The 22259-nt window shown below is 68.0% G+C and carries 19 protein-coding genes and 1 pseudogene; 7 read left to right on the top strand and 13 right to left on the bottom strand.

What is annotated here, in order from left to right:
* Window positions 1-52: 52 nt before the first annotated feature.
* Window positions 53-1030, bottom strand: coding sequence for a helix-turn-helix domain-containing protein (locus P3102_RS21100; protein WP_276361085.1), 978 nt, complete (start codon window positions 1028-1030; stop codon window positions 53-55).
* Window positions 1031-1249: 219 nt separating this feature from the next.
* Window positions 1250-3319, bottom strand: a complete 2070-nt coding sequence (locus P3102_RS21095; RefSeq protein ID WP_276361084.1) for an AMP-binding protein — start codon at window positions 3317-3319, stop codon at window positions 1250-1252.
* Window positions 3320-3648: 329 nt separating this feature from the next.
* Between P3102_RS21095 and P3102_RS21090 the strand changes: the two genes are divergently transcribed.
* The gene (locus P3102_RS21090) at window positions 3649-4314 is read left to right on the top strand and encodes a flavin reductase family protein (RefSeq protein ID WP_346660198.1); all 666 of its coding nucleotides are present in this window, start codon (window positions 3649-3651) and stop codon (window positions 4312-4314) included.
* On the opposite strand, the gene P3102_RS21085 is transcribed toward P3102_RS21090, so the two are convergent.
* Entirely contained in the window at window positions 4263-5240 is a 978-nt protein-coding gene (locus P3102_RS21085; RefSeq protein WP_276361082.1) for a P-loop NTPase fold protein, read from the bottom strand. The two genes, P3102_RS21090 and P3102_RS21085, sit on opposite strands and share 52 nt — an antisense overlap.
* A gap of 596 nt (window positions 5241-5836) precedes the next feature.
* Window positions 5837-6433, bottom strand: a complete 597-nt coding sequence (gene folE / locus P3102_RS21080; protein WP_276361080.1) for a GTP cyclohydrolase I FolE — start codon at window positions 6431-6433, stop codon at window positions 5837-5839.
* Window positions 6434-6580: 147 nt separating this feature from the next.
* On the opposite strand from folE, the gene P3102_RS21075 reads away from it, so the two are divergent.
* Window positions 6581-7297: a transcriptional regulator gene (locus tag P3102_RS21075; RefSeq protein ID WP_276371279.1), complete on the top strand. Its 717-nt coding sequence runs from the start codon at window positions 6581-6583 to the stop codon at window positions 7295-7297.
* Between the two features lie 5 nt (window positions 7298-7302).
* Here the strand turns inward: P3102_RS21075 and P3102_RS21070 are convergent, their stop codons facing one another.
* Together P3102_RS21070 and P3102_RS21065 are read right to left on the bottom strand one after the other, a co-directional pair.
* Complete coding sequence (locus P3102_RS21070) at window positions 7303-7485, bottom strand: hypothetical protein (RefSeq protein WP_276361079.1); 183 nt, start codon at window positions 7483-7485, stop codon at window positions 7303-7305.
* 53 nt (window positions 7486-7538) lie between these two features.
* Window positions 7539-8921 (bottom strand): cytochrome P450, encoded by a 1383-nt coding sequence (locus P3102_RS21065; protein WP_276361077.1) that lies wholly within the window; start codon window positions 8919-8921, stop codon window positions 7539-7541.
* 91 nt (window positions 8922-9012) lie between these two features.
* Between P3102_RS21065 and P3102_RS21060 the strand changes: the two genes are divergently transcribed.
* Together P3102_RS21060 and P3102_RS21055 are read left to right on the top strand one after the other, a co-directional pair.
* On the top strand, window positions 9013-9609 hold the full coding sequence (locus tag P3102_RS21060; RefSeq protein ID WP_276361076.1) for a TetR/AcrR family transcriptional regulator: 597 nt from the start codon (window positions 9013-9015) through the stop codon (window positions 9607-9609).
* Window positions 9610-9907: 298 nt separating this feature from the next.
* Window positions 9908-10081: a hypothetical protein gene (locus P3102_RS21055; RefSeq protein ID WP_276361075.1), complete on the top strand. Its 174-nt coding sequence runs from the start codon at window positions 9908-9910 to the stop codon at window positions 10079-10081.
* A gap of 74 nt (window positions 10082-10155) precedes the next feature.
* Here the strand turns inward: P3102_RS21055 and P3102_RS21050 are convergent, their stop codons facing one another.
* On the bottom strand, window positions 10156-10785 hold the full coding sequence (locus P3102_RS21050; RefSeq protein ID WP_276361074.1) for a class I SAM-dependent methyltransferase: 630 nt from the start codon (window positions 10783-10785) through the stop codon (window positions 10156-10158).
* 143 nt (window positions 10786-10928) lie between these two features.
* Between P3102_RS21050 and P3102_RS21045 the strand changes: the two genes are divergently transcribed.
* Window positions 10929-11273: an MmcQ/YjbR family DNA-binding protein gene (locus P3102_RS21045; RefSeq protein WP_276361072.1), complete on the top strand. Its 345-nt coding sequence runs from the start codon at window positions 10929-10931 to the stop codon at window positions 11271-11273.
* Window positions 11274-12124: 851 nt separating this feature from the next.
* Here P3102_RS21045 and P3102_RS21040 read toward each other — a convergent pair.
* Window positions 12125-13375 (bottom strand): annotated as a pseudogene (locus tag P3102_RS21040) (DUF222 domain-containing protein); the annotation flags it as partial.
* 568 nt (window positions 13376-13943) lie between these two features.
* Here P3102_RS21040 and P3102_RS21035 point away from each other — a divergent pair.
* A complete protein-coding gene (locus P3102_RS21035) occupies window positions 13944-14312 on the top strand; it encodes a VOC family protein (protein ID WP_276371275.1) in 369 nt (122 codons plus the stop codon).
* A 256-nt stretch (window positions 14313-14568) separates the two neighbouring features.
* Here the strand turns inward: P3102_RS21035 and abc-f are convergent, their stop codons facing one another.
* The 5 genes from abc-f to P3102_RS21010 all read right to left on the bottom strand — a co-directional run bounded on the left by abc-f (window position 14569) and on the right by P3102_RS21010 (window position 20969).
* Complete coding sequence (gene abc-f / locus P3102_RS21030; protein ID WP_276361071.1) at window positions 14569-16188, bottom strand: ribosomal protection-like ABC-F family protein; 1620 nt, start codon at window positions 16186-16188, stop codon at window positions 14569-14571.
* A gap of 235 nt (window positions 16189-16423) precedes the next feature.
* Window positions 16424-17827 (bottom strand): GH1 family beta-glucosidase, encoded by a 1404-nt coding sequence (locus tag P3102_RS21025; protein WP_276361070.1) that lies wholly within the window; start codon window positions 17825-17827, stop codon window positions 16424-16426.
* A gap of 2 nt (window positions 17828-17829) precedes the next feature.
* Window positions 17830-18687: a carbohydrate ABC transporter permease gene (locus P3102_RS21020; RefSeq protein ID WP_276361069.1), complete on the bottom strand. Its 858-nt coding sequence runs from the start codon at window positions 18685-18687 to the stop codon at window positions 17830-17832.
* A complete protein-coding gene (locus P3102_RS21015) occupies window positions 18684-19664 on the bottom strand; it encodes a sugar ABC transporter permease (RefSeq protein ID WP_276361067.1) in 981 nt (326 codons plus the stop codon). The genes P3102_RS21020 and P3102_RS21015 overlap by 4 nt, the downstream gene beginning before the upstream one ends.
* 3 nt (window positions 19665-19667) lie before the next feature.
* Window positions 19668-20969 carry an extracellular solute-binding protein gene (locus tag P3102_RS21010; protein WP_276361066.1) on the bottom strand — a complete coding sequence of 434 codons (1302 nt, stop codon included), beginning with the start codon at window positions 20967-20969 and terminating at the stop codon, window positions 19668-19670.
* A gap of 200 nt (window positions 20970-21169) precedes the next feature.
* Here P3102_RS21010 and P3102_RS21005 point away from each other — a divergent pair, with 200 nt between their 5' ends.
* The gene (locus P3102_RS21005) at window positions 21170-22216 is read left to right on the top strand and encodes a LacI family DNA-binding transcriptional regulator (RefSeq protein WP_276361065.1); all 1047 of its coding nucleotides are present in this window, start codon (window positions 21170-21172) and stop codon (window positions 22214-22216) included.
* Window positions 22217-22259: the final 43 nt, after the last annotated feature.

Here is a 22259-nt window from a genome sequence, read left to right as displayed (position 1 = left end):
CCGGCCGTGAGCGGTGTTTTCGCCAACCGTGGTCGGTTTTGAGACAGCCCGGTCAGGACAGGACGGGTTCGGGCACGCTCGGCCTCGGCCCGAACGTCTCCCGGTAGGACACCGGCGTGACCCCGACCTGTCGCCGGAAATGCGGGCGAAGGGCGGCGGACGAGGAGAACCCGCAGTACCTGGCGATCTCGTCGACCGGGAGATCGGTGGATTCGAGCAACTGCTGAGCGCGGATGACGCGCTGGTGGGTGAGCCAGGTACCGGGTGCGGCACCGGTGATCTCCCGGAACCGGCGGTCGTAGTTGCGCCTGCTCATATGCGCCCGCCTGGCCAGTTCGTCGACCGGGAGCGCCGTGTCCAGCCGGGTGAGCGCCCAGGCCATCGTCTCCGACACCGGGTCGCCCTCGTCGAGTTCCGGCATCGGCGACTCGATGTACTGAGCCTGCCCACCGGGCCGGTGCGGTGGGACGACCATGCCCTTCGCCAGCCGGTTCGCCACCTCCGCGCCGCACCACGAACGGATCAGGTGCAGGCCGAGGTCCATCCCCGCCGCGCCGCCGCCCGCGGTCAGGATGTCGCCGTCGTCGATGTAAAGCACCGCTTCGTCGAGAAGGACGGCAGGGAACCGGGCCGCCAGCAGCGGTGCCATCGCCCAGTGCGTGGTCGCGGGGCGCCCGTCGAGCAGCCCGGCCGCGGCCAGCACGAAGGCACCGCTGCACAACCCGGCCACCCGGGCTCCCCGGTCGTGCGCCGCGCGGAGCGCCTCCAGCGCGGTTTCCGGCGGATCCTCCATCGGCGACCGCCAGTTCGGGACCAGCACCAGATCCGCGTCCCGGACCGTGTCGAGGTCTTCGGGGACCGGCACGGTCAGCCCACCGCCTCGCAGCGCGGTCCCCGGTTCACCGCCGACGACCTTGAGATCGAGGTCGGGCAGCTCCCCGAAGGCGGAAGCCATCTCGAACACGCCGAACGCGAAGGACATGGCGCCGAGCGACGCCCCGTTGAAGACCACCACGGCCAGCCGTCTCATGGGCCGATTCTAGGGACTCCCGACCTGCGATGGAGCTGGTTTGGACCGTCCGAAGGGGACGATGAGAGTTCTTCGCGGGTGCTGGCGCGCTGGTGGTGGGCAGCGCCGATGTCGTATCTCGCGTGCTTGGAGGCGCAACACGCCGGGGCCGGGTCTTTCGGCTGTACACACGCGTGATCCGCCTCCAAGCACGCGAGATACGAGTTGGCGCACGCCGTCTCACTGGTCGATGGGCCAGGTCTCGTCCCGCAGCAGCCGCTTGAGCACCTTCCCGGTCGCGTTCCGGGGCAGTTCCTCCACGAAGTACACGTCCCGCGGCACGGCGAAGCGCGCCAGCCGGTGGTGGATGTACGCGCGGACGTCGTCCGCGCTCATCCGGGCGCCGCGTTTCGGGACGATGTACGCGGCGAAGCGTTGCCCGAACTCGCGATCCGGCACGCCGATCACGGCCGCTTCGTGGACGCCGGGCAGCGCGACGATGGCCTCCTCGACCGGACGAGGGGACACGTTCTCCCCGCCGGACACGATCATCTCGTCCGCCCGGCCGGTGACGAAGAGGCGGCCGGAGGCGTCCTGGTAGCCGACGTCGCCGGTCGCCATCAGCTCTTCGGCGCGCGGCACGCCGGCGCCGTCGGTGTAGCCCTCGAAGAGCATGTCGTTGCCGACGAAGATCTGCCCCTCCCAGCCCGGCGGGACACGGTTGTGGTCGTCGTCGAGGATGGCGACGCGGGTGCCGGGCGGGCAGCGGCCTGCCGTGGTCGGCGCGGCTCGGAGGTCTTCGGGTGTGGCGATGCTGGCCCACGAAACCTCCGTGGAGCCGTAGAAGTTGTAGAGCACGTCGCCGAAGGTGTCCATGAATTCGGTGACGATCGTGCCCGGCAGCGCGGATCCGCTGCTGGCGACGATCCGCAGCGACGAGAGGTCGTAGCGGCTGCGGACCTGTTCGGGCAGGTCGAGAATGCGCTGCAACATGATGGGGACGGCGAACAGCACACCGCAGCGGTGTTCGGCGATGGTCCGCAGTATCTCTTCGGCGTCGAACCGGCGGATCAAGGACAGCGAAGCGCGGACGGCCATCCCGATCTGCATCCCGGCGAGTCCCCAGCTGTGGAACAGCGGCGCGGCCACCACGAAGCGGTCTCCGGAGCGGAGCGGGATCCGGTCCAGCATGGCGGCCGACGTCGTGAGTCCCTTGGGCGTCGGGCGGCGTGCGCTTTTGGGGGTTCCCGTGGTGCCCGACGTGAGGACGACGAGCCTGCCGATCCGGTCCACCGGTTTGCGTTTGGTGGCGGGCACCCCGGTGATCAGCTGGTCGATCGTCGGATGGCCGTTCTCGGTCTCCGGCCACGTGGACAGCCGCAGGAAGTCGCCGGGGATGTCGGCGATGATCCGCGAGAACTCGTCGTCGGCGAGCACCGCGACCGGTTGGTGCAGGCCGATGACATCCGCGACCGCGCCGGCGGAAAGGCCGGTGTTGAGCAGGATCGCGTCCGCGCCGAGTTTGCTGCACGCGATCAGCGACTCGACCATCGCGGCGTGATTGCGGCACAGCAGGGCGATCCGGTCGCGGGCGCGGACCCCGCGCGCCGCCAGCGCGTTCGCGAGCTGGTTGCTCCGCTCCGCCGTCTGCTTGAACGTCCGGACGTGGCGTTCGTCGTGCAGCGCGACTTCCTCGGGCACACGGGCGGCGTTCGCCGTGTAGCCGCCGGCGACGGTGGCGCCCCACTGCGACAGCGAGGTGAGCTGCCGGGCGATCTTGTCCGGCCGCGCGGCCGCGAGCACCCCGGCCTTGATCAGCGTGCTCGCCGTGTGCAGTGTGGTGGCCTTGGTGTGCGCCGGTTCCTCATCGGGCGACGCCGCCCGCCCGGACAGGTGCAGATCGATGCGCCGGGCCACCGCGCGGACGGTGCGTTCGAACGACGCGGCGGACACCAGTCGCGGCTGCGGCGCCGGGAGCATCAGCTGAGCAGTGAGTTCGGTGCCGCCTCCGGGAGCTTGCTTCAGCTCGACCGAGACCCAGTTGCCGTCGTTCTCGACACCACACCAGACGACGTGCTCGCCCGGCCGCCAGACCCGTGCCTCGATGTCACCGACGATGAGCGTGCCGGGCCGTGGTTCCAGCCGGACGAGGCATCTCGGGCCACGTCCGCGTTCGGCGGCCCGCTGGATCTCGCACCAGCTGAGCTCCGCGACGAACCTCGAGTAGGACTCGGGATCGCCGATCACTTCCCAAACCTGGCCGGGGGAGTGCCCGATGATCGAGCTCGCCTGGACCACATCGTCTCGCATGCGATTCGCCTCACCACGCGCGTTCGGGTGTCGACCGGGCCGCCGCCGGCGTCTGCTCCGCCTTCCAGTTCGGCGAACCTACCAGCAATCGGCCGAACGCAATACTCCGAATGCCCGCGGATTCCCGGCAGGCCAAGGGAACCATTCCGGAAAGGGTAAGTGCTGTGGGGGCGCCGGGCCGTCCGCCGTCGGTGTTGATCGCGACGTCCGATTCATGCCAGCCTCGAGCGCACGAGACGGCGAAGCTGACGAACGTGACAGTTACCTCGTCGGCGGCCGAGGCCGCGCACACCCGGATCGAGCCCGGAATCCTCTACTTCGGCACCCCCGTGGTGCTCCTCTCGACGGTCGACCAGGCTGGTGTCCCGAATCTGGCCCCGATGTCGTCCGCGTTCTGGCTCGGATGGCGCGGCATGCTCGGATTGGGCGCGAAAGCCAAGACGGCGCAGAATCTCCTGCGCAACCGTGAATGTGTGCTGAATCTCCCGTCCGACGCGCTGGCGGCCGCCGTCGACAGGTTGGCGCTGACCACCGGCTCGGATCCCGTCCCGGCCCGCAAGCACGAACGCGGATACCGGTACGAACCGGAGAAGTTCGCCCGCGCCGGGCTCACCCCGGTCACCTCGGAGACGGTCCGGCCGCCGCGCGTCGCGGAATGCCCGGTGACGATGGAGGCCGTCGTCGAGGCCGTCCATCCCCTCGCCGAGGACGACCCGGAACAACGCGGTGGCGTCCTCGTGTTCGAAGTCCGCGTGCAGCGCGTCCACGTCCACGACGACGTGCGGATGCCGGGCACCGAAGACCGGATCGACCCCGAGCGCTGGCGGCCGCTGATCATGAGCTTCCAGAAGTTCTACGGACTCGGCCCGCAGGTTCACCCGTCGACCCTCGCCGAAATTCCCGAGCGGCTCTACCGGGGACCCGACATCGAGCGCTCGCGGGATCAGTCGTCGCGGGCGAACGAGAACCGGTTCACCAGCGGCAGCCAGAGTTGATAGGACGCGGCCAGCGTCGGCCAGGAACCGACGGCCAGGCCGCGTTCGAGCTTCGGCCGCAGTTCGTGGTCGTTCACGGACCGGACGATTTCGAGGGCGCTGTCCTCGGGGCCCGTGCCGTCGAGGTTCGCGAACCACGAGACGGCCTCCGGATGCCCGACGTGGATCGCGAGCAGGACCAGCACCGCGCGAAACGGTGCCTCACGGTCGCCGTCGGAGAGGAATTCCGCCAGATCCTCCCCGGCGAACCGGGCCCGCAGCAGGCGGTACAGGTTCAGGAGCCTTTTCGCGGCCCGCGGGGACCGGACGAGCGACGCCAGCGTCGGCAGGAAGTCCAGTTCCGCCGTGGAGATCACCAGCCGAGGAGGTCTTAGGTCTATTGTGGACTGTTCGGACGACGGTCGCGGTGCTTCCGCACAAGGAGGGGAATCGGCCCCGGCCGGAGAGCGGTCACCGGTGGCCCGATCCGGTCCGGCGGGCGTGGGCGACGGCGAGGCAACCTGGACCTCGGTGTCGGCGAGCCCGCGCACGAGCCCCGCGAACGCTGGATCGTCCATGGGGGACAACGTGAACGGCACTTGGAAGATCTTCTCGAGGTAGCTCTCGGCGAAGGTTTCCGGATCGTCGCCGAGCATCTCCTCGTAGTGCTGCTCGACGGCCTTCTTGAGCCAGCGGGAGTCGACGCCCACCACGACGACGAACACCGGCAGCGCCAGCAGGAGATGAATGGCCTCCAGCACCTGCACGACGACCTTGGGCGGGCAGCGGTCGAGGTCGTCGATGTAGAGCACGGTCCGTTCGATCTTCCCCGAACCGTGGGGTACCTCGGCGAGCATCGTCGCGAACGTCTCGAAATCTTTGCGCAGCAACGAGACCACGCCCAGATGTTCGACGTAGTCCGCGACCCGGGACTCGGCGAACGACACGAGATCCAGTCCGGGCGCGAGTTCGGTGACGGCCTTCTCGAGCCTGTCGGACTCGGCGTCCAGTTCGCCGCCGGGAATCCTTCTCCAGCCAATCGGCCACCGCGGCGGGGGCGCGGACGAGGGTTTCCGGCAGCTTCCGGTCGAGCCAGATGATCGCCGGGCCGTCGTACCCGTCCGTCACGATTTCGTCGATCTCCGGTTCGACGATCAGCTCCGTTCCGGAATAGGTCGAGGTCAGGGCTTGCAACGCCGACCGCCTCGCACCCGCGTTGATTTCGTAGGTGACGAGAGTGAACGGCACGTCGAGCAGTGCCGCCATGAGCGGCTGGTCGATGTCCCTGGGCAGGTAGGGTCCCGGTTTCGCGCCCGGCGCCCTGTTCATCAGCAGGATCGACGGATTGACGTCGCGCACCAGCACCATTCGTGGTCCCCTCCCAAGGCCGAACGGGAAAGCAGTCCAGAGGGCCGCCGCTCGGCTGTGAGTGAAACCCCGCCTCCGCTGCGTCACCGATCGCTACGTCGGCGCGGTGGCGTCGAAGTCGGGCTGACGGAGCCGTACTGGGTCGTCTCCGCGGTCTACGCGTAAGAGCCCACCGTCAGCCGTTGATCCTGGTGAGCGCGAAGAACTCCTGACGCGAACGGGCGTCTTCGCGCAGCGTGCCGAGGAGAGTGGAGGTGACGGTGCTCGAACCGACGGCCTGCACGCCGCGAAGGGTCATGCACGAGTGCTCCGCCTCGATGACCACACCGACACCACGCGGCTCGAGTTGCTCGTCGAGCCAGTCCGCGACCTGTTTCGTGAGCCGTTCCTGGACCTGTGGACGGCAGGCGAAATGCTCGACGATCCTGGCCAGTTTCGACAGGCCGAGAATCCGTTCGCCCGGCAGGTAACCGACGTGCGCGACCCCGACGAACGGCAGCAGATGGTGCTCGCAGACGGATCGGACCGGGATTCCCCTGGCGAGGACGAGTTCGTCGTAGTTCTCGTCGTTGGGGAAGGTGGTGAGGTCGAACGACCGCGGGGTGAACAGCTCGGCGTACGCGCGCGCCATCCGGCCCGGGGTGCCGCGGAGACTCTCGGAGTCCAAGGAAATACCCAGTGCGGTGAGGAAATCGGTGGCCGCGGCCTCGGCGGCCGCCAGGTCCGGCCCCGGCCCGGTTTCGTGCACGACACGCAAGGCGGGAGTGGACATGAGGCCTCCTAGGCTGACCGCGATCCCCAGTATTCGACCAAGTTGTATTCAACCAAGACTTTTGGGTGTTTTACCACCCGCCGGCTCATTCTACATGGTAGATCCGCGGTGAAAGTTGTTCCGCCGGTTGGGATAGGCGATACCGTGGTGGACGTGACAGTGCCCGACCCGGACGGCCTCGATGCTCCAGCCATCGCTGCGGTGGCGGCACTCGACGACGACCTCCGCCGCGGTATGTACGCCTATGCCCGGCGCGCGCGGCGTCCCGTCACGCGGGACGAGGCGGCGGCCGCGGTCGGCATCTCCCGCAAGCTCGCCGCCTTCCATCTCGACAAGCTCGTGGTGGCGGGCCTGCTCAAATTCGGCTTCGCGGCGGGCCCGGTGCCGAAAGTGGGGCGGAGGCCCAAGGTCTACGAACCCGTCGGGGAGACCATCCAGGTGCAGCTTCCCGCCCGGCGGCACGAGCTCCTGGCCGGCATCCTCGCCGAAGCCGTGCTCGCCGACGGATCCGGCGAGACCGCGCGGGACGCCGTACGACGGGTCGCGGGGGAACGCGGTTTCGTGGCGGGCGAGGAGGAACGCGCGCGGACCCGGCCCGGCAGGCTCGGCGTCGAACGCGCGCTCACGGTGGCCGAAGGGATGCTGCGTCGCTACGGCTTCGAGCCGAGCCGTGACAGCACGACCTGCGTCCGGCTGCGGAACTGTCCGTTCCAGTCCTTGGCAGCAGAGGCCCCGGAGCTCGTCTGCGGGATCAATCAGGCTTTCCTTGCCGGCTTCCTGAACGGCGTGCGCGCCGGGAACGTGGAAGCGGCCCTCGTTCCCGGTGCGGCCGAGTGCTGTGTGGAACTACGGCAGGCCAGGTAGACCGCTCAGGCGGTGACGGCGATCTGCCGGGTGGCGACGCCGAGCCGGTTCCAGGTGTCGATGGCGGCGCTGGAGAGGCTCGAAAGCCGCGTTTCGTCGTAGTGCCGAGCCGCCTCGTTCCAGACCTCGTCGCCGACCGGGTCGGCCCGGTCCGCGAGGTGGGTGAAAGCCTCCGTCAGCGCGATCAAGGTCTTCAGGGCGGCGGCGTGACCGGCGGCGTCAGGTGCGGGGTGCCGAGACTTCAGGCGGTCGTGGCCACCGGCGCCCGGTCACGGAGTGAGACGTTCAGCTTGAAACCCTCCGGCTTCAGGGTCAGCAGTTCCTGCACCTTCAACCGGTAGGACGGGTCACCGCGCAGGTCGTACCGGCTCAGCAGCATGCCGAGGACCAGCGTCGCCTCGTGCAGGGCGAATTGCCGTCCGATGCAGGCCCGCTCGCCGGTGCCGAACGGCTTGTAGACGTGCGCGGGACGGGCCCGGTTGCGCTCCGGGGAGAAGCGGTCCGGATCGAACGACTCGGGATCGTCGCCCCAGACGGGATCACGGTGCAGCGACGGGATGAGGACGAGTGCCCACTGTCCCTTCCGCATCGGATACTCGCCGCCGACGAGGGTGTCCACCTGGGCTTGACGGGCGAACGCGGGCGCCGTCGGCCACAGCCGCAACGCCTCGTCGAGCACTCGCCGGACGTAGCGGAGCTTGGCGACCTCCTCGTAGGAGGGATCGGGGTTCTCACCCCAGACCTTGTCCACTTCGGACTGTGCGCGGGCGAGGACGTCCGGATTCCTGGTGAGGTAGTACAGCGCGAACGACAGCGCGCCGGACGTGGTTTCGTGCCCGGCCACGAGGAAGGTGATGATCTGGTGCCGGATGTTGTCCTCGTCCAGCGCCGCGCCGGTGCTCGGCTGCGTGGTGTTCAGCATGAGCCCGAGCAGGTCGTCGGTGCTCGTGTCGCCCCGGCGCGCCTCGACGACCTCGGCGACGACGGAGTGGAGGAACGCGAGATCGGCCTCGTTGCGCCGATTCGCCTTGCGGCCGAGGAGCGGGCCGATGACCGGCGGCTGGAGCGCCATCCGTTGCGCGTGCCGTAGCGTGCGGACCATCGCGGCGACGAACGGATGCGGTTCCGCGCGTTCGAACGACGAGAAGCTGTAACCGAAACCCGTGCGGCCGATGGTCTCCAGCGTCAGCTTGGTCATGTCGTCCGCGACGTCGACCTCACCGCCCCCGTCCCACGCGTCGAGCAGTTCGCGGGTGATCGCCAGCATCGTCGGGTGGTAGTGCTGCATGGCGTTGCGGCTGAACGCGGGCGCGAGGATCTCGTGCGCGCGCCGCCAGTTCGGCTCTTCGTTGTGCGCGGTGAACAACCCGTCGCCGCCGAGCGGGCGCAGGTTCGAGATCGCGGGCGTGACGTGCTTCGCGAACCGCTTCTCGTCGGAGAGGTCGGCGACCATCCCGGCGCCGTGGACGAACACGATGCCGCGGCCGAACACCTTGCGCTCGAAGACGGGATCCAGCTCGGCGGCGTGCCGCATCGAATCCTGGACCGGGGTCTTCGGCGACACGCCGAGTACGTCCCCGATCAGCGGGATCCGGCGTGGGGGATGGGGGAGAGCGGCGGCCATCGAGCCCCTCCAGGGTCAGCGCTGTTGAATCGGCATCCAATAGTGAGCGTGGCCTGGTACTGAACCCGTGTCAAGTAGCTACGATGTCCGGATGGCGCCGAGTGCTTCCGGAAAGCCCCGCAGCAGGCTGAGCACCGCCGAGCGGCGGGAACAGCTGTTGCGGATCGGCGCCCGCCTGTTCGCGGAGCGGCCGTACGACGACGTGTGGATCGAGCAGGTCGCGGACATCGCCGAGGTCTCGCGAGGACTGCTCTACCACTACTTCCCGACGAAACGGGACTTCGTCACCGAGGTCATCCGGGCCGAGGGCGAACGGCTGCTCGAGATGACCGAGTCCGACCGGACGCTGCCGGTCGAGGAGCAGTTGACGGCCGGGCTCGACGCGTACCTCCGCTACGTCGAAGCCAACGAGGACGGCTACCGGGCACTGCACTCGGGCACGTCCATCGCGGTCGACGGCGTCCGTGAGGTCCTGGACAACAACTTCGCCGAACAAGGGCGCCGGATCCTCGAGGTCCTGTGCCCGGACGGCGAGCCGCCGGAGACCCTGAGGGTGCTCGTCCGCGGCTGGCTGGCCTTCGTCGTCGCGGTCTGCCTCGACTGGCTCAAGTACCGGCGGCTGACCCGGGACCAGACGCGGGATCTGTGCGCGAAGGCGCTGCTCGACCTCGTCGACGTGCCGGCATGACCTCGGCGCGTTCCCCGATCAGGTTTCTTCGCGTGAGCCGTTCGCCGTCCTCGTTGTGCGCCGCGGACCTGGTGTCCTCCGACGCGAGCAGCGCCGTCCAGCCGCCAAGGTTCAGTAGCAGGTCGCGACGGATGCACAACGTCCCGGCCACCACCGAAGACACGTAGCCGTTGCGCTGCCGGTACCGGAGGATCGCGCCGCGTTTCGATCGGCCCCTCGCCGGGGTCGCTCTCGACGCCCGCCGTCGTCCCGTCCGGGAGGTGGTCGAGCACCCGGCAGGTCGTCCGCGTCGAGCGCCTTGATCAGCTCTCCGCGCGAGCGCGACAACGCCATCATCCGCGCGACCCCGGCGACCCGAGCCGGGCAGCACTCGCTCGTCGGCGGGAAGGACGCCGTCGAGCAGACCGGCCTCGCCGTCCTCCTGCACCAGTCGTTCCCAGCTCCAGCCCGGCGGGAGTTCCTGCGCGGCTAGGGATTCGTGCGCCTCGGGCAAGTACGGCGGACTCGGCGGGCGGACCGGGGTGAGCACGCTGATGACCGGCATGCTCACTCCGGACGGCGAGCAGTGATCAGGAAGTGTTCCTCCGGCGGTGTCCCCGGTTCGTCCGCGGTGAAGATCTCCGAATGGGTGGCGGTGACCTCCAGCCCGGTCGCCTCGACCCGCCGGACGAGATCGTCCGGCGCGAAACTGGTCTCGAGGAACGTGCGGCCGAAGAACTCCGCGGGCACGTTCTCGGCATCCCGCGGCACGGTGACCAGCGCGAAAAGTCCTCCTGGCACCAGCCAGCGAGCGATGTCGGCGAGTACGGCTTCGGTGTCCTCGCGCGGCATCTGCAGGAACGGGAAGAAGGCGCAGACCGCCTCCCACGACTCGGGCGGTGAAGTCCACTCGCGCACGTCGGCGTGGACGAAGGTGGCGGCGGGAACCTGCTCACGCGCGAGAGCGATCATCACCTGTGACACGTCGAGCCCGGTCACCCGATGTCCGGCCGAGGACAGGTCCTCGGCCACCGGCTTGCCGGTCCCGCTGCCGATGTCGAGCACCCTCGACGACGGCGGCAGCGCCTTCAGCAGGTGCCGCACCGCCCTGTCGACCGCCGGCGCTCGCCCGAAGACGTCCTCGTAGGCGGAACCGATGGCGTCGAACAGCTCCGCCGCCGTGACCAGTCGGTCCATTTCGCCGCTCCCCGGCTCGAGTGGATCTCCCGCGAGCGAATCTACCGTCAGGAAGCCCGCCGTTCCACGCGTCCGCTGAGGACGATGGGCCGGTTCGCCTGTTTAGACTGGGCGCGCCGAAGTTCCTGGGGTTTGGGGTCGAGATGAGTGTGCCGAGTGACGAGTTCCACCGGATGCTGGAGGCGCTCGCAGACGTCGAGCGATCCGACGCGCGGGAGTGGGAGTCGTTCAGCGTGCGCGGGAAGCGGTTCGGGTACTACTGGCCGCGGACCCAGACCGTCGGTCTCAAGCAGACGCTTTCGGAACAGGAAGCCCTCGTGGCCGAACGGCCCGACGTCTTCGAGGTGCAGTTCACCGCCGGGGGATTCGGCTGGGTCGTGGTCCACCTCGACGGCATCGAATCCGACGAGCTGACCGAGTTGGTCTACGAGGCCTGGCGGCTGTCCGCTCCCGAGGAACTCGTCGCCCAGGTCCCGCCGCCCTGCTGAGCGTTACTGCTTTTGTGTGTTGACGCGCGTCACTGTTCCGGCGGGAACGTTTCGCGGGGCAAGGCGTTGTAGAGAGTGTCGGTACGGATGGTGCCCCCGGGCCTCACCTTTCGCCTTCATGGAATACCGGTTCGGCCGGAGCTGTGTCGTGCTTTTCGCCGAGAGGCGGCCACCGTACCGGCCTTTGCTCCCGCTTCCGCTCGCAGGCGACCCCCAGGCCTTCGCTGAGCGGGGGCGGGTTTTTTTGTTTTGTCGGTGTTTGCGGCATTGGTGTGTTGATGCGGGTCACATCGGTGGGGCTTGGTTGGGGGGAACATTTGGGATGGTGGTGCGTTGTAAAGGGTGTCGGTACGGATGGTGCCCCCGGGCCTCACCTTTCGCCTTCATGGAATACCGGTTCGGCCGGAGCTGTGTCGTGCTTTTCGCCGAGAGGCGGCCCACCGTACCGGCCACGAACTCCCGCTTCTGCTCGCAGGTACCCCCAGCCTTCGCTGAGCGGAAGCGGGACCTTTTCTTTGCCGGTAATGGATGTGGCTTCTCGTGCACGCTGCACAGCCGTGCAGCCGCTGCCATTCCGCCGATCTCGTCGCCGTCTTCGATGTAGGTGCAGAGCACGGCATGAAACGAGGAGTCCCCTTACACGCTCGTGGCCGCCAGCCGAGCATCAAAGGCCTGAAGTCGTCTTACGACGAGATCAGCCGAAGTCGGCACGGCAGTCCTTCGATGCTGCGAACCCGTGGTGCGGCTCTTGGGTCGGGATGGTCTGCCCATTTGCTGTCAAGAGGGCGCTCGACCTGTGGGCATGGCGAGGGGCCCGTCGTCGGGTGTGGCGGGCGGGTTCCTCGGGGTCGGACGTGGTGGAGGGTGTTGCGGCGGGGTTTGCGGAGTGGATCTCGGTATTGGGGTGGGGTGAATTCCGGTGATCCGTCGGCGGCCATGTGGACTTGCCAGTCGCCGTGGTGGATCAACCGGTGGTGGAAGCCGCAGAGTAGTACGAGGTTGCGGAGGTTGGTGGGGCCGCCGTCTGCCCAGTGGTGGATGTGGTGGGCGTGGCAGTTCTTCGGCCGCCGATGACGGCCGGGGAAGGCGCAGCCGCCGTCGCGGATGTTGAGTGCTCGTCGCTGGCCGGGGGTGACGAACCTTTTGAGCCGCCCGACGTCCAGGGGTTCACCGGCGGCGTTCATGGCGACGGGGAGCCTGAGGCAGTCACAGGCGGTGAGGCGGGCTTCGCGGGCGGTCATTTGCCCGAGGTAGTCGAGGCAGGCGGTGCCGAGGCCGGTTTTCAGGTCGTCGAGTCCGATGGTGACGTGGACGAGGGTGCGGTAGCCGTTGGTGCCGGGTTGGTCGGGGCAGGCGATCGCCAGGTCCAGGAGGTCGGCCCACGCATCGCCCAGGCGTTCGCATTTCATGCGTAGGTCGGCTTGGCCGAACTCGTCCACCGGGCGTGGTTGGGCGTAGGCCTCCAGGGCGGCGGCGGTGCGGGCCCCGGTCTCGTCGTCGAGGAGACCGGTCAGTTTCCAGATCCCGTCCCTGCGACGCTCCAGGGTGATTTCCCGGCGCGGCTGAGCAGGTTCGGGGTCTTTGGGTTCGCCGCCGTCGGGGTCCAGCCACGCGAGGAGGTTCGCTTCGGCGTCCGCCAACTGGCGGGGTCCGGCGTCGCGGGCGAGGTCGGCGAGGATCTTCTCCGCACTGGCCCGATCCTCCATCGAGGTCCCGGCCGGAAGCTTCGCCAAGAATCCCAGGATCTGCTCGATCCGTTCGTCCGCGACCATGCCTTCGGCGGCCACCGCGGCGGTCGCCGGGGCAACGGCCGGAACCTCCGTGCCGTCCAGGGCGCGGGTCGGGTTCAGGGCGATCGCCCGGTTCACCACCGGCCGCGCCTCACCGACCGACAATCCCGCCAGGTCGGCGAACCAGGTCGCCGTGCGGCCATAGCCGTACAGGTCTTTGACACCACGGGACTCGATCTCCGCCGGATACCGCCCCAACCCGGCGGTAGCCATCCTGATCACCTGCAAGGACCGCCGCACACCCTGGGCGAGCTCCAGCTTGCCGGCACGCCACAACTCCTGCGGCAACTCGGGAAGAAAAGTCTCGGACACCCCCAAGAATACCGCAAAACAATCGAACAGGCGTTCGTAATTTTGAGCGACATCAAAATCGAGCAAACAACACTGAAGGGTGATGGGTGGGCTTTTGTGGAAGAGTCTGACGCTTACTCGACGCGACAAGCCCGGAGGCAAGTCCTGCCCCACCTGCAAAGGGAATCTCGCGTTACAGGATCAGTTGGACTGGTCGGCATTCTGACCTCGGTGGACTGAATCGCTACGGTCGCCTTTTCAAGCCGCAGTCGGACGCGCGGTGTGTGCCGCGCAGGCCTGGGCGCATGGTCCTTTCCGGGGCCTGAAACGAAAGCGTTCATCGACCGCCGCGTCACGGACGCTCGGAACCTCGGCAAGCCCGGTCGCTGAGCCGACAGTGCGAGGTGGGAGTAGTGCATCACGCTCACCCGGAGCGACCGCGCCACCTCCTTCATGGCAGCGCGCTCGACTTCTCCTTCGGCAGGTAGCCGAGCGGCTTGTCCAAGCCGACTTCGTCTTGACGCATGTCAATACACTGACATACGGTGGCCAATGTCAGAAGGCTGACATGAACCAAAGGAGCATCACCTTGCCCGCCACCGGCCCAGACTTCATCTCGCTGCAAACGCGTGACCTCGCCGCTTCGCAGGCGTTCTACGAGCAGTACCTCGGCCTCGTCCGCTCATCGGCCGGACCTCCGCACGCCGTCGTCTTCGAGACGAAGCCGATCGCGTTCGCGCTCCGCGACCTCGTTCCCGGCACCGACCTCGCCTCGGTCGCGCAGCCCGGTATCGGCGCGGCGATCTGGCTCCACGCGACCGACGTTCAGGCCATTCACGACGCGCTCGTCGCCGACGGTCACCCCATCGTCTCCGCGCCGATCGACGGGCCCTTCGGCCGGACGTTCACCTTCGCCGACCCCGATGGCTACCGGATCACCCTTCACGACCGTGGCTGAGGCGAACACCTGATTTCGTGCACTCGGACGTCATGTCCTGGACGATGACACGAACTCGCCGAAGCGGTGTCGGCCATCCCGGCGCGAGAAATCGCTTACCGGCTTGACACTCCCAAAGAACTGCGGGTGGCGCTCGTCGATCCGGGGATGGCCGGCGGACTGGCCCGCTTCTTGGTGGGTCTCGATGAAACCATCGGCGCCGAAGTTCCCCCGGGTCGTGAGTGACCGAAGCCGCTCACGACCCGGACGCGAAACCTCAGGACTCCAGCAGTGTCCCGTCGGTCAACCGCACCCGCCGGTCCACCTTGATCCCGGTCAGGAACCGCTCATCGTGGCTCACGACCACGAATGCCCCTTGATACGCACCCAGCGCGCTCTCCAGTTGCCCGACGCTGACGAGGTCGAGGTTGTTCGTCGGCTCGTCCAGCAGGAGCAGCTGAGGCGCGGGTTCGGCGAACAGCACGCAGGCCAGGGTGGCTCGCAGGCGTTCGCCTCCGGAGAGCACGTCGACGGGCAGCCGGCTCCGCGCGCCTCGGAAGAGGAAGCGGGCGAGCAGGGTCATCCGTTGCGACTCGGGGAGGCCGGGGGCGAAGGTCTCGAAGTTCTCGGCGATGGTCCGGTCGAGGTCCAGGAGGTCCAGCCGCTGGGAGAGATACGCGATCCGGCCCTCTGCTCGTTTCACCACGCCGCCGTCGGGTGCGAGGTCTCCGTTGAGGACCCGCAGGAGCGTCGACTTGCCGGTGCCGTTTCCGCCGGTCAGCGCGATCCGTTCGGGGCCGCGGATCGTCAGGTCGACCCCGTCGCCCGCGAAGACGTTCCGGCCGCCGTAGCGTACTTGGATGCGCTCGCCGTGGAACATCGTGCGACCGGCCGGAACGTGGGTACCCGGCAGGATGAGCGCGATCTTCTGATCGTCGCGAAGGGAGCGTTCGGCCTCGTCGAGCCGGTTCTTCGCGTCGTTGACCCTGGCGGCGTGCGTCTCGTTCGCCTTTCCGGCGGACTCCTGGGCGTCGCGTTTCATCGTGCCGGCGAAAATTCTCGGCAGGCCCGCGTTGCCGAGGTTGCGCGCCGCGTTGCCCGCGCGTCGCGAGGCGCGTTCGCGGGCTTGCTGCATTTCCCGTTTCTCGCGTTTGACCTCTTGCTCGGCACTGCGGACGTTGCGCTCGGCGACCTCCTGCTCGGCCTTGACCGCCGCTTCGTACTGGGTGAAGTTCCCGCCGTGGTAACGGAGATCGCCGCGGTCGAGTTCGGCGATACGGTCCATCCGGTCGAGCAGTTCCCGGTCGTGGCTCACCAGCAGCAGGCAGCCCGGCCAATCTTCGAGCACCCCGTAGAGCTTGCGGCGGGCGTCGAGGTCGAGGTTGTTGGTCGGTTCGTCCAGCAGCAGGATGTCGGGCCGTTTCAGCAGCTGCGCGGCCAGGCCGAGGGAGATGATCTGCCCACCGCTCAACGTGCGCAGGCTCCGGTCCAGTGCGAGACCGTCGAGGCCGAGCCGGTCGAGTTGGGCGCGGGTGCGCTCTTCGATGTCCCAGTCGTTGCCGATGGTGGTGAAGTGCTCTTCGCTCGCGTCGCCGGACTCGATGGCGCTGAGGGCGGCGAGTTGCGGAGCGATCCCGAGCACCTCGGCCACGTCCAGTTCGGCGGTGAGCGGCAGCGACTGTGGCAGATAACCGAGGATCCCTTGCGTGGAGACGGTCCCGGAGACCGGCCGCAGCTCACCGGCGATGAGCTTGAGCAGCGTGCTCTTGCCCGCCCCGTTGGGTGCGACCAGCCCGGTGCGGCCACCGGGCACGGTGAACGACAGGTCGTCGAAGACCGGAGTGTCATCCGGCCAGGCGAAGGAGAGAGCGGACACGACGACGAAAGCGTCTGACATGGAAATGACCTCGCGAAGCAGTACGGGCACGATGAAGCAGCACCGCGGTGGACGTGGCGTGAGGGGACGACAAAACGGCCACATCGGCGTCAGCGCCGGTGGCCTGGCAACTCCGGCTCACCCGGAGATGTCGTCTTCACCTGCCACGTCTGGTCTCCATGCTCGTTGATCAGCTGCGCGTCCACCATAACAAAACCGGACGGCGCCCGCGCGAGACCGCGAGCGCCGTAACGGCTCAGCTCAGTCCGTTGAGGCTGATCGCTCGCGCGTACCAAAGCGCGCTTCGCTTTGGCGTCCGTCGCTGCGTGGCGTAGTCGACGTGTACGAGGCCGAACCGCTTGGCGTACCCCTCGGCCCATTCGAAGTTGTCGAGCAGCGACCAGTAAAAGTATCCGCGCAGGTCGACGCCCGCCTCGATCGCCTCGTACGCGGCGCGCAGATGCGAGTCGAGGAAGGCGATCCGGTCGGTGTCCGCGATGTCGCCGCCGATGAGGGAATCCGGATAGGATGCGCCGTTTTCGGTGATGTACAGAGGAATCGGCCGATACTCGCGATGGACCTGGAGCAGGCATTCGGTGAGCCGCGAAGGTTGGACCTCCCAGCCGGAGTCGGTGCGCGGTGCCGCCTCGTCGGGGACGAAATGGACGTCGGGGACACCGAGCCAGCCGGCGTCCGCCGGTGCACTGCCGGGCCGGGGCGTGCCCGCCACCTGGTAACCGCGGTAATAGTTGATGCCCAGCCAGTCGATCGGGGCGGCGATGGTCGTGAGATCACCGTCCCGCACGAGCTCCTCGATGCCGAGCGGAGCCAGGTCGGCCCGCAGATCGGCCGGGTACGAGCTCCGCAACACCGGGTCCAGGAACAGCCGGTTCTGCAGGCCGTCGATCCGGCGCGCGGCTTCGACGTCCACGGTGGACGACGGATCGACCGCCGACACCGGGTACAGGTTCAGCGTGATCCCCGACGACGCGGCCGGGGCGTGCCGCCGCAGGACGTCCATCGCGAGGCCGTGTCCGAGGAGCAGATGGTGTGCGGCGGCGACGGCGGCACGGGTTTCCTGCCTGCCCGGTGCGTGGATCCCGTGCGCGTAGCCCAGCATCGCGGCACACCACGGCTCGTTGAGGGTGGACCAGTGCGCCACTCGATCGCCAAGGCGCGTTACGACCGTTTCGGCGTAGTCGGCGAACCGGAAAGCGGTCTCGCGTGCGGCCCAGCCTCCCTCGTCCTCCAGCGCCTGAGGGAGATCCCAGTGGTACAACGTCGCCCAAGGCGCGATCCCGGCTCCGAGGAGTTCGTCGACGAGCCGATCGTAGAACGCGAGCCCGCGCGGGTTCGGTGTGCCGCCGTCGGGCCTGATCCGTGGCCACGACAGGGAAAACCGGTAAGCGCCCAGCCCGAGTCGACGCATCAGGTCGACGTCTTCGGCATAGCGGTGGTAATGATCGGCGCCCGGTTCGCCGGTGTCGCCACCGGCGACGGCGCCGGGACGGCGGGCGAAGACGTCCCAGATCGAGTCGGTCCGGCCGTCGGCGGCCGTGGCTCCTTCGACCTGGTAAGCCGCGGTGGCGGCGCCCCACACGAATCCGGGCGGGAACAGCAGCGCGGTCTTCGCCCGGACACTGTCGGGATGTGCGGACATGGTCACCCTTTCACGGCACCTTGCATGATCCCGGCCACGATCTGGCGGCCGAGGAGGAGGAAGACGATGAGGATCGGGATGGTGGCCAGGGTGGTCCCGGCCAGCACCAGCGAATAGTCGACGTAGTAGCCGCTTTGCAGTTTCTCCAGTGCCAGCTGGACGGTGGGGTTGCCGGCGTCGAGCACGACGAGCGGCCAGAGGAAGTCGTTCCACGAGGTCATGAACGTGAACATCGCCAGGATCGCCGCCGCCGGGCGGACCGCGGGCAGGCAGACGTTCCAGAAGATCCGGATCATGCTGCACCCGTCGACCCGTGCCGCTTCGATCAGTTCGTACGGTACGGCGTCCACTGTGTACTGACGCATCCAGAAGACGCCGAACGCGGTCACCAGATTGGGCAAGATCACCGAGTGCAGCCCGCCGGCCCAGCCGAACTCCGACATCGCCATGAACAACGGGATGATGCCGAGCTGGGTCGGCACGGCGAGGGTGAGGACGATGAAGACGAACAACCCGTTCCGGCCGCGGAACCGCAGTTTCGCGAAGGCGAACCCGGCCAGTGCCGAGAACAGCACCGTGGTGAGGGTGACCGTGCCGGAGACGATCAGGCTGTTCGCGAGCGCCTTCCAGAACGGCACCGTGTCGAAGACCCTGGCCGCGTTGGCGAAGAAGTTCCCGCCGGGCAGGAAGGGCGGGACCCGCTCGGTGAGCATCCCGCTGTCCCGGCTGGCCACCAGGAAAGACCAGTAGAACGGGAAAAGCGAGCCCAGCACGAAGATCGCGAGCACCACGTAGGTCGCCCGGCGTGGTTTGCCCAGCGCCGACATCCTTCGCTGGAGTCCCTTTTGGAGGGTGGTCATCTCTTCTTCACCGCCGCGAGCCTGCCGGTGAGGAAGAAGTTCACCAGCGCGATCAGCACGATGAGCACGAACAGCACCCACGCGATCGCCGAGGCATAGCCGAGTTCGTAGTTCTCGAAGGCTGTTTGGTACAGGTACAGCGTCACGGTCTGGAACTGGTTGGACGAGCCGCCGTTGTTCGATCCCGGCATGGCGTCGAACAGCTTGGGCTCGGTGAAGATCTGGAGCCCGCCGATCGTCGAGGTGATGGTGACGAAGATCAGCGTCGGTTTCAGCAGGGGCAGCGTGATGCTCGAGAACCGGCGCACGGCTCCCGCGCCGTCGATGAGGGCGGCCTCGTGCAGTTCCTTCGGGATGGCCTGCATCGCCGCCAGCACGATCAGCGCGTTGTACCCGGTCCACCGCCAGTTCACCATGGTCGCGATCGCGACGTGGCTGCTGAACCGGCCGGCCTGCCAGTCGACCGGGTCCAGCCCGATGGTCTGCAACAGGCCGTTGACCAGCCCGTACTTCGGACCGAACAGATTGGCGAAGATGATCCCGAGCGCCACCAGGCCGGCGGCGTAGGGGAGCAGGACGCCGACGCGCCAGCCTGCCGCCCCGCGGAGCCTGGCGCTCAGCAGCGCGGCCAGGAGCACCGCGATGATCAGCTGCGGAACGCTGGAGAGCAGGAAGATGCTGACGGTGTTTTCGAGCGCGTTCCAGAACTGCGTGTCGGCGAACAACTCCTTGAAGTTGTCCACCCCGATGAACACGGGGTTGTCGTCGCCCGCCTCCCAGCTGAACAGCGACACGTACGCCGTGTAGAGCAGCGGGAACAGCCCCACGATCCCGAAGACGAGGAAGAACGGGGTGATGTAAAGGTACGGCGAGACCTTGACGTCCCAGCGGCTCAGCCGGTGGCGGAGGGTGGGCCGGGATGACGTGCGCACCCCGGCTTTCTTGCCCTCCGGCGCGATCTTGTCGACGACGGTCATCGGTCAGCGCGTGATCTTCTTCGCGGCGTCGAGCAGTTGCGTCCAGCCCTCGTCCGCCGACTTGCCCTGTTCGACGGCCTGCAGAGCGGGGCTCGACGCGTTCTCCTGGATCTGGCCGTCACCGGGGCCCTTGTACTGCGGCTTGGCGACCTTCTTGGCCTGCTCCGCGAACAGCCTGCCGATCTCGGCGCCACCGAAGTAGGCGTCGGTCTCGTTCAGCAGTGCCGGGTCCTCCAGCGCCTTGACCTGGCTGGGGAACGTGCCCTTCGCCTGGAACGCCTTGATCTGCTGCTCGGGCGCGGTCAGCCAGGCGGCGAGTTCGGCCGCCTCCTTCGGATGCTTCGACTGCGTGGGCACGGTCAGGTACGAACCGCCCCAGTTCCCGCCGCCACCGGGGAAGGCCGCGGTGACCGCCCACTTGCCGGCGTTCTCCGGGCCGGAGTGCTCCTCGATCACGCCGAGCATCCAAGCGGGACAGACCTTCGTGGCGAAGGCGCCCTGTTTGAACCCGGAGTTCCACTCGTTGCTGAACGCGGTCAGCTTGGCCGACTGTCCTTTCGCGACGGCGCCGGTCACCTTGGTCCAGGCGTCCTTGATGCCCTGGTTGGATTCCACCGCGAGCTTGTCGTCGTGGCCGAGGTAGCCGCTGGGGAGCTGGTTGACCATGGCGTTGAAGTTCTGCGCGGCCGAGTCGAACCACGCCTTCCCGCGGGTCTTGGCGACGTATTGGTCGCCCGCGGCGAAGTAGCTGTCCCAGGTGGCGAACAGGGGTTTGACCGCTTCGGGATCGGACGGGAGCCCCGCCGCCTCGAGCATGTCCTTGCGGTAACACATCGCCAGTGGGCCGATGTCCGTGCCGTAGCCGATGACCTTGCCGTCCTTGGTCTTCGCCGCTTCGTACTTCCAGCCGAGCCAGCGGCCGGGGGAGGCCTCCGCCGGACCGATCTCGGGCAGGTCGTTGAACTTCGAGCCCTTGTCGAGCACGTTCGACAGATGCCCTTCCTCGACAGCGGTGACGTCGGCGAGGCCGGAGCCCGCCGCCAGCTTCGTGATCAGGTCCTGGTGGTACGGCCCGCCCTGGCCGGTCTTGCGGTGGATGATCTCGATGTTCGGGTGCAGCCGTTCGTACTCGGGAATGAGTGCCTCGTAGCCGAACTCGGTGAACGTCGCCAGTGACAGCTCGACCTTCGCGTTCGGGTCCGGCGCCGCGGGCGTCGCGCCGTCGTCACCACCGCACGCCGTCAGTCCGCACGCCGTCATGGTGATACCCAGGGTCAGTACCAGGCCGTTCCGGATCCTTCTCACGTGTCACACCCCTTGCCGATGGGAGGGAACGCCGTCGGGTCTCGACCAGGAAATGGGAGCGCTCCCAGGATGCGCAAAGTCTGTCGGCAAGGTTTCGCCGTGTCAAGGGCCGGTACTGAGAGCGTTTCCACCAGGGGGAGCGTTCTCAGTACCCGGGGCCGCCGGACACTAAGCTGTCGGTGTCCGGACGGAGTCGAAGGGTGAAGGTGGCGCGGGTGAGGCCTCGACCAGGGGAAGACGGCAGGCCGACGCTGGAAGACGTCGCCGCGTCCGCCGGGGTCAGCCGGTCGACGGCGTCCCGGGCGCTGAACGACGACGGCTACGTCAGCGCGCGCTCTCGCGAGCGGGTGCAGGCCGCCGCCCGCGAACTCGGCTACTCGCCGAATCAAGCGGCCAGATCTTTGGTGACCAGGCGAACCGGGGCGGTCGCGGTCGTGCTGTCGGAGCCGGAGGCGCGGCTGCTCGACGACCCGTACCGCACCGCCGTCATGCGTGCGGGCTACCGCGAACTCGCCGACATCGGGTGTCAGATGGTCTTGATCTTCAGCGACACCCGTGAAGATCTCGACCGCACGGTCCGGTTCCTCGACGGCGGGCACGTCGACGGGGTGCTGGTGTTCGCCCCGCATCGCACCGACCCCTTGCCCAAGGCGTTGCGACAGTTGCGGATCCCGGTGGTCTACGGCGGGCAGGCGGCCGGGCTCAAACGGGGTGTCCACGTCGTCGACTTCGACAACGAGGGTGGCGCGAAACTGGCTGTCGCGCATCTGGTCGAGGCGGGCCACCGCCGGATCGCCACGATCGCCGGTCCGCAGGACCAGAGCGCGGCGATCGACCGGCTCTCCGGCTGGCGCAAAACCCTGCTCGACGCCGGGCTCGACCCGAAAGACCTGGTCGAGGAAGGCGACTTCACCCTGACCGGTGGCGCGAAGGCGATGTCGAACCTGCTCGCGCGGCGCCCGGACCTCGATGCCGTCTTCGTGGCCAGCGACATGATGGCCCTCGGGGCGCTTCGCACCCTGCATTCCGCCGGACGGCGAATCCCCGCCGACGTCGCCGTCGTCAGCTTCGACGACAACGCGACCTTGGCGCCGGAGATGGACCCGCCGCTGACCTCGGTGCATCAGGACCCGCGTGAGCAGGTCCACGCGATGGTCGAGACCCTGCTGGCGCTGATGGACGACCGGGAGCTCAAACCCCGGCAGCGGATATTGCCGGTGTCGCTCACTCGTCGCGCTTCGAGCTGACCCTGCCTCCTGTCGGCGCGGCGCTGCCGCACGGGGAGCTGTC

Origin of the sequence: Amycolatopsis sp. QT-25 (assembly GCF_029369745.1) — a bacterium.
Taxonomy (GTDB): domain Bacteria; phylum Actinomycetota; class Actinomycetes; order Mycobacteriales; family Pseudonocardiaceae; genus Amycolatopsis.
Note: the sequence above shows the minus strand (reverse complement) of the source record. Positions and strands in the feature narration are given on the sequence as shown.